Origin of the sequence: Paraburkholderia sp. Cpub6 (assembly GCF_014201065.1) — a bacterium.
Classification (GTDB): Bacteria; Pseudomonadota; Gammaproteobacteria; order Burkholderiales; family Burkholderiaceae; genus Paraburkholderia; species Paraburkholderia tuberum.
The window spans coordinates 224514-234907 of sequence record NZ_JACHDM010000010.1 but is presented as its reverse complement, the minus strand read 5'-3'; the positions used below and the strand labels follow the sequence as shown (position 1 = coordinate 234907).

Annotated in this window: 8 protein-coding genes; 3 read left to right on the top strand and 5 right to left on the bottom strand. The window is 63.9% G+C overall.

All coding sequences use genetic code 11. From position 1 onward, the window contains the following. Positions 1 to 645 precede the first annotated feature (645 nt). Positions 646 to 942, bottom strand: a complete 297-nt coding sequence (locus HDG33_RS19315; protein ID WP_184032152.1) for a hypothetical protein — start codon at positions 940 to 942, stop codon at positions 646 to 648. Positions 943 to 1713: 771 nt separating this feature from the next. On the opposite strand from HDG33_RS19315, the gene HDG33_RS19310 reads away from it, so the two are divergent. The 3 genes from HDG33_RS19310 (at position 1714) to HDG33_RS19300 (ending at position 4505) form a co-directional block, all read left to right on the top strand. Continuing rightward, a complete protein-coding gene (locus HDG33_RS19310; protein ID WP_184032151.1) occupies positions 1714 to 3006 on the top strand; it encodes a sodium:proton antiporter in 1293 nt (430 codons plus the stop codon). Positions 3007 to 3417: 411 nt separating this feature from the next. Continuing rightward, on the top strand, positions 3418 to 3696 hold the full coding sequence (locus tag HDG33_RS19305) for a DUF1488 family protein (protein WP_018423012.1): 279 nt from the start codon (positions 3418 to 3420) through the stop codon (positions 3694 to 3696). A gap of 17 nt (positions 3697 to 3713) precedes the next feature. Beyond that, positions 3714 to 4505 (top strand): phosphate/phosphite/phosphonate ABC transporter substrate-binding protein, encoded by a 792-nt coding sequence (locus HDG33_RS19300; protein ID WP_184032150.1) that lies wholly within the window; start codon positions 3714 to 3716, stop codon positions 4503 to 4505. Between the two features lie 33 nt (positions 4506 to 4538). Here HDG33_RS19300 and HDG33_RS19295 read toward each other — a convergent pair whose 3' ends face one another. Genes HDG33_RS19295 through HDG33_RS19280 form a run of 4 tightly spaced genes read right to left on the bottom strand, consistent with a single transcriptional unit; the run spans position 4539 to position 10340 of the window. After that, a complete protein-coding gene (locus tag HDG33_RS19295) occupies positions 4539 to 6608 on the bottom strand; it encodes an acetyl/propionyl/methylcrotonyl-CoA carboxylase subunit alpha (protein ID WP_184032149.1) in 2070 nt (689 codons plus the stop codon). A 52-nt stretch (positions 6609 to 6660) separates the two neighbouring features. After that, the gene (locus HDG33_RS19290) at positions 6661 to 7449 is read right to left on the bottom strand and encodes an enoyl-CoA hydratase/isomerase family protein (protein ID WP_184032148.1); all 789 of its coding nucleotides are present in this window, start codon (positions 7447 to 7449) and stop codon (positions 6661 to 6663) included. Between the two features lie 49 nt (positions 7450 to 7498). Then, on the bottom strand, positions 7499 to 9106 hold the full coding sequence (locus HDG33_RS19285; protein WP_184032147.1) for a carboxyl transferase domain-containing protein: 1608 nt from the start codon (positions 9104 to 9106) through the stop codon (positions 7499 to 7501). Between the two features lie 52 nt (positions 9107 to 9158). Further along, a complete protein-coding gene (locus HDG33_RS19280; RefSeq protein ID WP_018423017.1) occupies positions 9159 to 10340 on the bottom strand; it encodes an isovaleryl-CoA dehydrogenase in 1182 nt (393 codons plus the stop codon). Between the last annotated feature and the right edge of the window lie 54 nt (positions 10341 to 10394).

Here is a 10394-nt window from a genome sequence, read left to right as displayed (position 1 = left end):
CGCCGCGCGTTCTTCCGCACTCAAATGCTTGTAGTTCTTCTTCATCGCAACACCCTACCTCATTCAAGGTGTTGCACTTGGAACTAGAGACTAAGGTCGTCCCCACGACGGAGACAATAACGGCAAACAGAAAGGATTTTCGAATAAGCATTATTTGTTCCGCTTGCTTTTTTACCCGAATTTCACACAGCCGACATAAATCGCGAGCTAAACATGCACTTCTCATTGTGTCGCTTGTGCATAAAATATAAAAAGTGAACCTCGAATCACATTTTCGCGATTCCCGTTCGACTATAACGATTAAGCAAGAAGCGCAATGCAAACAAAAGTTAAAATTGTTGTTTTTCTTTGCCGTGCGGATGTGGCAGCGCATTACCGAGCGCCCGCAATGTCGACTGACAAAAAAAATCCCGCACAGGGGGGCGGGATTAAAACAACAGGACGCTGAGGAGACGAGCACGCCCTGCCTGGGACCCACACGCACCGCAGGGATACGCGTGGTGATTTCGACGCTCGCCACGACCGACAACCGTAGTCGACGGTCAACGATCGCGAGCGCTTTGAAATGCCGGGACCGCTTGGGCACCCCTGTGCGCGATCACGCCTGCCGCGTGGCACCACGGCGCCGAGCGCCCCGTGCGGAACTCAGGCCGCCTTGCGCGCGAACCCGTCGCCCATCACGCTTACCACGTCGTCGACGACCCGAGTGGCGGCCGCGAATCCAGCCGCCAGCACTTCCCGCAGATCGGTCGACGAACGACCGGGCACCGAAGCTACCCGGAAAGCGGTCGACCACTCGCCGCCGATCAGCCGCGTCTTCAACGTGACGCTCGCCACGTACGCGCGCCGCGCCGTGGCACTGCCGACACGGGTGGACATATCGGTCGCGCGCAACGCGTTGACCACGATGTCGAATCCCCGATAACGATAGGTTTGCTCCATGCTCTTCTCCGTCTTCACCCATTGCTACATAACAGCATTTCGCCATGTATCGATGCTGCATCATTCTCGACTCGCGTTTGTCAACAATTGACATATCCTGGGCGAATCCCGGTTAGGGCTTTCCCTGCTCTCGACCTGCCAATTCCGGCGTCAACGATGCTCAATGACGAGCAAAACAGTTTTACTGTGAGATTAGATATATGCTTTACAGATTTTTGAACAATGAATCACAAGGCTCCATGCAATGCGAAGTCATCGGACCGGCAAATTCGGATTACAGATTCATACCGTTTATTCAGATTCGATTGAATAGCCTCGACGAATCAAGCCCCGCGAACCATCTCGAAATAAAAAGCTATATCCCAAAATAAAGACCGGAACTCGTCCGGCGCTTCAGTAGTCCGAACACTGCCATTGCCCATCGTGGCGCCCGTCTGGCGAGCCTGGCTCCGCCCGGTTCGCCGTCATCCGCTCGTGGTCCGATAAAAAGCACGCTGCGTCTGGCCGCATCGTCCGCTGCGTTTGAATAAAGCGTCCGTCCCGGCACATCGCTCGATCGCCAGCGGCAAAGATCGTGTCATTACAGACCGCAGATCGCTTATCGGATTGAATGAGCCTGAATAAGGAATTGCTGGTGAAACATCTCGCTGGTCCAATATCGCAATTGTGTCGGCATTCTCTGCCTGCCTGTTTTATGCCTTGTCGCGCGAGTTACCTCGGTGCCACCCTGATCACGCGTTCGCGCCGCCGCGAAGCGGGAGAGCGTGCACGATGAGCGTCTTCCAGATTGCCGGTGCGCTGTTCGCCATCGTCGCGCTGTTTGGCGTCCTCAATTATCGATTCATCAGGTTGCCCGACACGCTCGGCATCACCGCGGTGGGGCTCGTCGTCTGCGTCGGCATTTCTGCGCTCGGGTTCTACTATCCGGCGATGGCGATCGCCGCGCGCAAGATCGTCGTGCAGATCGATTTTGCCGACATCGTGTTTCACGGCCTGCTAAGTCTGCTGCTGTTCGCCGGCGCGCTGCACGTCGATCTGTCGAAGATGCGCACGCAGCGGCGCGCGGTGCTGATGCTCGCGACGATCGGCGTATTGATTTCGATCGCGGTGGTCGGCTTCGGCTTTTACTACGCGGCGCAATGGCTCGGCCAGCCGGTGAGCCTGCCGTGGTGTCTCGTGTTCGGCGCGCTGATCTCGCCGACCGATCCGATCGCGGTACTCAGCGTGCTCAAGCGCGCGGCGGCGCCCGAAAGCCTCGAAACCAAGATTACCGGCGAATCGCTGTTCAACGACGGCACGGCCGTCGTCGCATTCGTCACGCTAGTCGGACTCGCGACCGGCGCGAACGAGTTTTCCGCGGGCGCGATCGCATTCGATCTGCTGCGCGAAGTCGCCGGAGCGCTCGTGCTCGGCGCGGCGCTCGGCTTCGGCGCGTCGCTGCTGCTGCGAGGTATCGACAGCTATCCGGTCGAAATCCTGATCACACTCGCACTCGCGACCGGCGGCTATAGTCTCGCCGAAGCGCTGCACGTGTCAGCGCCTCTCGCGGTCGTGATCATGGGGCTCGTGATCGGCAATCACGGCGCGTCGACGTCGATGTCGGAGAAGACGCGCGAGCATCTGTTCAACTTCTGGGACCTGCTCGACGAGTTGCTCAATCTCGTGCTGTTCGGGCTGATCGGACTCGAAATCATTGCGCTGTCGCTGCGCGTCGAGATCGTTTGGCTCGGGCTCGCGGCGATTCCGGTCGTGCTGTTCGCGCGCGGCGTCAGCGTCTCGATTCCGCTGCTCGCGCTGCAGAACTTTCGGCGGCTCAGTCCGCATTCGGCTGTCGTGCTGACGTGGGGCGGACTGCGCGGCGGCATCTCGATTGCGCTCGCGCTGTCGCTGCCGGAGTTTCACGGACGCGAAATGTTCATCGGCGTCACGTATCTCGTCGTCGTATTCAGCCTGCTGATTCAGGCGACGACATTGGGCCCGCTGATCCGTCGGCTCAATATCCCGGGCGCTCACGCAACCCGGCCAGCCCCGCCGGACGCATCGCCTGCACAAAACGCGCGCTAATCGTAAAGTGGATACCTACGCCGATCTGCACCGCGAGGTTGGTGAGAAAATCCAAACACAGTCCGAGACCGGCGCGAGCGGCTGTCGCGTCGATTTCGACATTGGATTGAAGCGCCCGATTTAAGCGTTTTCTGAGCAGTGCCGCCGCGATTCTGACCCGGGGCGGCCCTCCAGGAGGCGAGACCGATGGCGACTCGAACCGCCGCCGTCTCCCTCCGGCCACGGTTCACGCCGCGGCCCTGGCTCGGACTTCAACGAGTCCGCCGCCAGTTTCTGGCTTACTTTCCGCCAGTTTCCGGACCGTCGCGCCTGCCGCGGCGCCGGGCATTTGGCCGTCAATGCCGGTTCTCCCACATACCTGGCAGGCGCGGTTTGTCATCCTGTCGATTCAGGCGTCCGAAGGAGTTCGCCATGTCGGTCTATGTCGATGAAGGGTTCCGGCCCTGTGTGACGGAATGCGCGACGGTCGCGTTCCGCGTGTGCTGCGACGATCGTGCGCAGATTTTTGAAGTCAGCGCCGACGCGCTGGTCGAGTTCTGTGGCGCCGTGAGCCGTCGCAAGCAGGACCTGTTGGTCGCGTTCGAGGATGCGCAGGACGAGATCCTCTCCGTAGCCGCGCAGCGATGGCAATTCACGCCGAGCGAGCCGGTGCGGCTCGGTCTCGACGAATTCAAATTGGTCAGACATTAGGCGCGAGAAACGCCTTCATGAGCTGGATCGCCGCCCTGCCGATGTACAACGTGACACCCGCGCTCGACCTCGAATGGCGCGAGTGGCTCGACGACGTGCTGCGCCGGGTCAAGCCCGCGTGCCGCATCGTCGAACCGGACGAGGAACTGCACGGCTTCTGGCGGCGCCCGAATCTGCTGATTTCCCAGACCTGCGGTTATCCGCTGATGCAGGGGCTGCACGCGCAGGTGCAATTGGTCGCGACACCCTGTTTCGATGCGCCCGGCTGCGACGGCGCGCATTACTCGAGCGTACTGGTCACGCGCGCCGACGCGCGCTTCGACTCACTCGCCTCGTGCCGCGGCGCACGCGCCGCCTACAACCAGGACGATTCGAATAGCGGCATGAACGCATTTCGTCATGCGGTCGCGCCGCTCGCGCGCGCCGGCATGTTCTTCGGCGCGGTGCTGCGCACGGGCTCGCATGTCGGCTCGCTGCGCGCGGTCGCGGACAATCGCGCGGACGTCGCCGCGATCGACTGCGTGACCTTCGCCTTCGTTTGCGACGTGCTGCCGGAACTCGCGGGGCGCGTGCGCGCGATCGGCATGACCGCCGCCTCGCCGGGCTTGCCGCTGATCGCCGCGGCCAATGTGCCGCCGGCCACGATCGCCGCGTTGCGCGACGCGTTGAACGAGGCGCTGAGCGTCCGCCCCGAGCGCGCAAAACGCCTGCGTTTAAGGGGCTTTTCGACGTTGCCGCTGACCGACTACGCGCGCATCGGCGAGCTGGAAAGCGAAGCGCGCGCCGCGGGCTACGCGCGGCTCGCTTGATTCACCTACTCGCTCATCTGCCACTCGACGCGCTTATTCACCCGCCTGCTGCACCTCCAGCACCAGCAGTTGCGCGCCGTCGGTGACCTGATCACCAACCGCATACAGCACCTCGGCGACCGTGCCCGCCGCCGGGGCGCCGATCGTATGCTCCATCTTCATCGCTTCCATCACGATCAGCGGCGCGCCCTTCTCGACCACCGCGCCTGGTTCGACCAGCACCGCGATCACTTTGCCCGGCATCGGCGCGGTCAGACGGCCTTCGCCGTGCTCGGCATCCGCGGCATGCGCGAGCAGGTTCTGCCATTCGAATGCGAGCGTCTCGCCATGGCAGAACACGTGGAACCTGTCGCCGTCGACGAATACACGCCCCGTCACGCGCGCATCGCCGATCGTCGCGCGGAATTCATGGGCGCCCGCGCCGACCGACCATGTGAAGTCCTCGCGCACGCCGTCGTGTTCGAGTGTTTGCACGAGCGCTTGCGTGTCCCCGTTGCGCGCGAAAACGACCGTGAACGCGTCGGGGCTGTCGTCGTTGGCGCCGTCGTCGATCACGCGCCAGCCGAGCGTTTGTGTGTAGCCGCTATTGAGCCGCCAGTGCGACAGCGCGTCCCACGGCGACGCGCCGTGCGCGGTGCCGCCCTCGCGCGTCAACAATGCGGCGCACGCGAGCGCGAGCGCTTCCTTGAACGGCTTCTGTGCCGGCGCGAACAGCACGTCGTGATGACGCTCGATCAAACCGGTGTCGAGCTCGCCGCTCGCGAACGGCTCGCTCGCGACGATGCGCCGCAGAAACTGGACGTTCGTGTGCGGCCCGACCACCTCGCAGGCATGCAGCGCACGCGCGAGGCGCGCCAATGCCTCCTCGCGCGTCGCGCCGTGCACGATCAGCTTGGCGATCATCGGATCGTAGAACGGCGTGATCGTGTCACCCTCGCGCACGCCGCTGTCGATACGCACCGGCGCCTTGCGGCCCGGCTCGCCGAGCCCGGCCGCGTCGATCGCGAACTCGACGCCTTCGGGCGTGCGCAGATGCTTGAGCGTGCCGGTGGACGGCAGGAAGCCGCGCGCCGGATGCTCTGCGTAGATGCGCGCCTCGATCGCGTGGCCGTCGAGCTTCAACTGCTGCTGGGTGAGCGGCAAACTCTCGCCCGCGGCAACGCGCAACTGCCATTCGATGAGGTCCTGCCCCGTCACCATCTCGGTGACGGGATGCTCGACCTGCAGCCGCGTGTTCATCTCCATGAAATAGAACTCGCCGGTCGGCGTCATGATGAACTCGACCGTACCCGCGCCAACGTAGTTGACCGCGCGCGCGGCGGCCACGGCCGCTTCGCCCATCGCGCGCTTGACCTCGGCCGAGAGCCCCGGCGCGGGCGCTTCCTCGAGCACTTTCTGATGACGCCGCTGCACCGAACAGTCACGGTCGAACAGATAAACGGCGCCGCCGTGCTGATCGGCGAACACCTGGACCTCGACGTGACGCGGCCGGGTCAGATACTTCTCGATCAGCACGCGATCGTTGCCGAAGCTGCTCGCCGCCTCGCGCTTGCACGACAGCAGCGCGGCCGCGAAGTCCGCGCTGCGCTCGACCACGCGCATGCCCTTGCCGCCGCCGCCCGCGCTCGCCTTCAGCAGCACCGGATAGCCGATCGTGTCCGCCTCGCGCTGCAACAGCTGCGGCTCCTGGTCGTCACCGTGATAGCCGGGCACGAGCGGCACCGCGGCCGCGTGCATCAGCGCTTTCGCGGCGGCCTTCGAGCCCATCGCGGCAATCGCTTCGACCGGCGGTCCGATAAAGACGATGCCGGCCGCCTGGCACGCATGCGCGAAGTCTTCGTTTTCCGAAAGAAAGCCGTAGCCCGGATGCACGGCCTGCGCGCCGGTCGCGCGCGCGGCTTCGATGATCCGCTCGATGCGCAGATAGCTTTGCGCCGCCGTCGAACCGCCGATATGCACCGCTTCGTCGCAGGCGGCGACGTGTTTCGCGTTGGCGTCGGCGTCCGAATAGACGGCCACGCTCGCGATGCCGAGCCGCTTGCAGGTCGCCGCGACGCGGCACGCAATTTCACCCCGGTTGGCGATCAGGATCTTGTTGAACATGAGTGTCTCGATGAAATGGGCGGTACGGGGCGATGGTTGTTAGCGGAGCATGTCAGTTGCGCCAGCCCGGCGTGCGCTTTTCGAGGAACGACGCCACGCCTTCGCGGCCCTCTGCGCCGGCCCGCGTCTTCGCAATCCGCACGGCGGTGTCCTCGATCAGCGCGTCGCTCAACTCGCGGCCCGCGATGTCCTGCACGAGCCGCTTGCAGGCGCGCACCGCTTGCGGGCCGTTCGCGCACAGCGTCTGCGCGAGTTGCGCGACCGTTGCATCGAGCTGTTCCGCACTGGTGACCACTTCGCTGACCAGACCCAGCCGCAACGCGGTCGCGCAGTCGAACGCCTCGGCGGTGAGGAAGTAGCGCCGCGACGCCTGCTCGCCGAGCGCGCGAATCACGTACGGCGCGATCGTCGCGGGAATCAGCCCGAGCCGCGCTTCGGACAGGCAGAAGTGTGCGCTGTCGACCGCGACCACGATATCGCACGCGGCAATCAGGCCCATGCCGCCCGCGTATGCGTCGCCGCTCACGCGCGCGATCACCGGCTTGTTGCAGCGATATACCGCCGACAGCATGCCGGCGAGCCGCATCGCATCGGCGCGGTTCTCGTCGTCCGAGTAGCCGGCCATTTTCTTCATCCAGTTCAGGTCGGCGCCCGCGCAGAACGCCTTGCCGTTCGCGGCGAGCACGACCGCGCGCACGTCGTCGCGCGTGTCGAGCGCGGTGAATGCGGCGGTCAGCTCGGCGATCATCGTTTCGTTGAACGCGTTGCGCACGTCCGGACGATTGAGCGCGACCGTCGCGATCTGGCCGGAAAACTCGACCTTCAGCGTTTCGTATTGCATGCGTAACACTCCTTTGCCTTACGCGGTCGCATCGCGGTGACGCGGGCCATCACATTCTGAACACGCCGAAACGCGTGTCTTCGATCGGCGCGTTCATCGCCGCCGACAAACCCAGCCCAAGCACGTCGCGAGTTTGCGCGGGGTCGATCACGCCGTCGTCCCACAACCGCGCGCTCGCGTAGTACGGATGGCCCTGATGCTCGTATTGCTCGCGGATTGGCTGCTTGAACGCCTCTTCTTCCTCCGCGCTCCAGTTGCCGCCCTTCGCTTCGATGCCGTCGCGCTTGACGGTGGCGAGCACCGACGCGGCCTGCTCGCCGCCCATCACCGAGATGCGCGCGTTCGGCCACATCCACAGGAAGCGCGGCGAATACGCGCGGCCGCACATGCCGTAGTTGCCCGCGCCGAACGAGCCGCCGATGATCACCGTGAACTTCGGCACCTTAGCGGTCGCCACTGCGGTGACCATCTTCGCGCCGTTCCTCGCAATGCCTTCGTTTTCGTACTTGCGGCCGACCATGAAGCCGGTGATGTTCTGCAGGAACACGATCGGGATCTTGCGCTGGCAGCACAGCTCGATGAAGTGGGTGCCCTTCAGCGCCGACTCGGAAAACAGAATGCCGTTGTTCGCCACGATGCCGACCGGATGCCCCCAGATATGCGCGAAGCCGGTGACGAGCGTGGTGCCGTAGCGCGCCTTGAATTCGTCGAATGCGGAATCGTCGACGATACGCGCGATCACCTCGCGGATATCGAACGGCTTGCGCGTGTCGACCGGAATCACGCCGTAGATGCTCTGGGTGTCGTAGCGCGGCGGCTTCGGCTCCTGCAATACGAGCGGCGCCGGCTTCACGCGGTTCAGATGGCCGACGATGCTGCGCGCGATCCCGAGCGCATGCGCATCGTTCTGCGCAAGATGATCGACGACGCCCGACAGACGCGTATGCACGTCGCCGCCGCCGAGATCTTCGGCGCTGACCACTTCGCCGGTCGCGGCCTTGACGAGCGGTGGGCCGCCGAGAAAAATCGTCCCCTGGTTCTTGACGATGATCGACTCGTCGCTCATCGCCGGCACATACGCGCCGCCCGCGGTGCACGAGCCCATCACGACCGCGATCTGCGGAATACCCGCGGCCGACAGATTCGCCTGGTTGTAGAAGATGCGGCCGAAGTGATCGCGATCGGGAAATACGTCGTCCTGATTCGGCAGATTCGCGCCACCCGAGTCGACGAGGTACACGCACGGCAAGCGGTTTTCGCTGGCGATTTCCTGCGCGCGCACGTGCTTCTTCACGGTGACCGGATAGTAGGTGCCGCCCTTCACGGTCGCGTCGTTGCAGACGATCACGCACTCCTGTCCCGCGATCCGGCCGATGCCGGTGATCACGCCGGCGCCCGGCGCGTCGTCGTTATACATGCCGTACGCAGCGAGTTGCGACAGTTCGAGAAACGGCGTGCCCGGATCGAGCAGTTGCGCGATACGCTCGCGCGGCAGCAGCTTGCCGCGACTCGTGTGCTTGTCGCGCGCGGCCTGGCCGCCGCCCTGCGCGAGTTGCTCGATCTTCGCGCGCAGATCGGCGACGAGCGCTTCGAGCGCCGCCGCGTTCGCGCGAAAGTCGTCCGAGCGTGGGTTCAGTTTCGATTCGATGATCGGCATGACGTCGCTTCTCCAAAGTGCGGCGTATTGAGGGGGCTCACGCGCACTTGCATCACAGCGTTTCGGCAAACAGCTCCCGGCCGATCAGCATGCGACGAATTTCGCTCGTGCCCGCGCCAATTTCATAGAGCTTCGCATCGCGCCACAGACGACCGACCGGATACTCGTTGATATAGCCATTGCCGCCGAGAATCTGGATCGCCTCGCCAGCCATCCAGGTCGCCTTTTCGGCCGTGTACAGAATCACGCCCGCGCAGTCCTTGCGGACCTGGCGCACATGGTCGTTGCCGAGCGTGTCGAGTTGGCGGCCCACCGCGTACAGATACGCGCGGCATGCCTGCAGCGTCGTGTACAGATCGGCGACTTTGCCCTGGATCAGCTGGAATTCGCCGATCGACTGGCCGAACTGCTTGCGGTCGTGGATATACGGCACGACCGCGTCCATCACCGCGACCATGATGCCGGTCGGGCCGCCCGCGAGCACCGCGCGTTCGTAGTCGAGACCGCTCATTAGCACGTTGACGCCGCCGTTCAATGCCCCAAGGATATTTTCCTCCGGCACTTCGACGTCCTGGAACACCAGCTCGCCGGTGTGCGAGCCGCGCATGCCGAGCTTGTCGAGCTTCTGCGCGACCGAGAAGCCCTTCATGCCCTTCTCGACGATGAACGCGGTAATGCCGCGCGAATTCGCTTCGGGATCGGTCTTTGCATAGACGACCAGGGTGTCGCAGTCGGGGCCGTTGGTGATCCACATCTTGGTGCCGTTCAGCACGTAACGATCGCCCTTCTTCTGGGCGCGCAGCTTCATGCTGACCACGTCCGAGCCCGCGTTCGGCTCGCTCATCGCGAGCGCGCCGACGTGCTCGCCCGACACGAGCTTCGGCAGATACTTGCGCTTCTGCGCGTCGGTGCCGTTGCGATGAATCTGGTTCACGCACAGGTTCGAATGCGCGCCGTACGACAGGCCAACCGATGCCGACGCACGCGAAATTTCCTCCATCGCGACCATGTGCGCGGTATAGCCCATGTTCGCGCCGCCGTACTCTTCGGAAACCGTCATGCCGAGCACGCCGAGGTCGCCGAATTTGCGCCAAAGGTCCATCGGGAACTGATCGGTGCGATCGATTTCCCCGGCGCGCGGCGCGATTTCTTTGGCGGCGAACGACGCAATGCTGTCGCGCAGCATTTCGATCTCTTCGCCGAGCGGGAACTGCAAACCGGGCAGATTGGGCATTGCGGTGTCTCCTGAGTTCGTGGGCGGCCGCTGGTGGAGCGCGAAGCGGCACGC

Excerpts from the sequence above, each read along its gene's own strand:
- HDG33_RS19285 (WP_184032147.1), bottom strand. The coding sequence starts at position 9,106 with ATGCCGATCATCGAATCGAAACTGAACCCACGCTCGGACGACTTTCGC.
- HDG33_RS19305 (WP_018423012.1), top strand. The coding sequence starts at position 3,418 with ATGTCGGTCTATGTCGATGAAGGGTTCCGGCCCTGTGTGACGGAATGC.
- HDG33_RS19310 (WP_184032151.1), top strand. The coding sequence starts at position 1,714 with ATGAGCGTCTTCCAGATTGCCGGTGCGCTGTTCGCCATCGTCGCGCTG.
- HDG33_RS19300 (WP_184032150.1), top strand. The coding sequence starts at position 3,714 with ATGAGCTGGATCGCCGCCCTGCCGATGTACAACGTGACACCCGCGCTC.
- HDG33_RS19315 (WP_184032152.1), bottom strand. The coding sequence starts at position 942 with ATGGAGCAAACCTATCGTTATCGGGGATTCGACATCGTGGTCAACGCG.
- HDG33_RS19295 (WP_184032149.1), bottom strand. The coding sequence starts at position 6,608 with ATGTTCAACAAGATCCTGATCGCCAACCGGGGTGAAATTGCGTGCCGC.
- HDG33_RS19290 (WP_184032148.1), bottom strand. The coding sequence starts at position 7,449 with ATGCAATACGAAACGCTGAAGGTCGAGTTTTCCGGCCAGATCGCGACG.
- HDG33_RS19280 (WP_018423017.1), bottom strand. The coding sequence starts at position 10,340 with ATGCCCAATCTGCCCGGTTTGCAGTTCCCGCTCGGCGAAGAGATCGAA.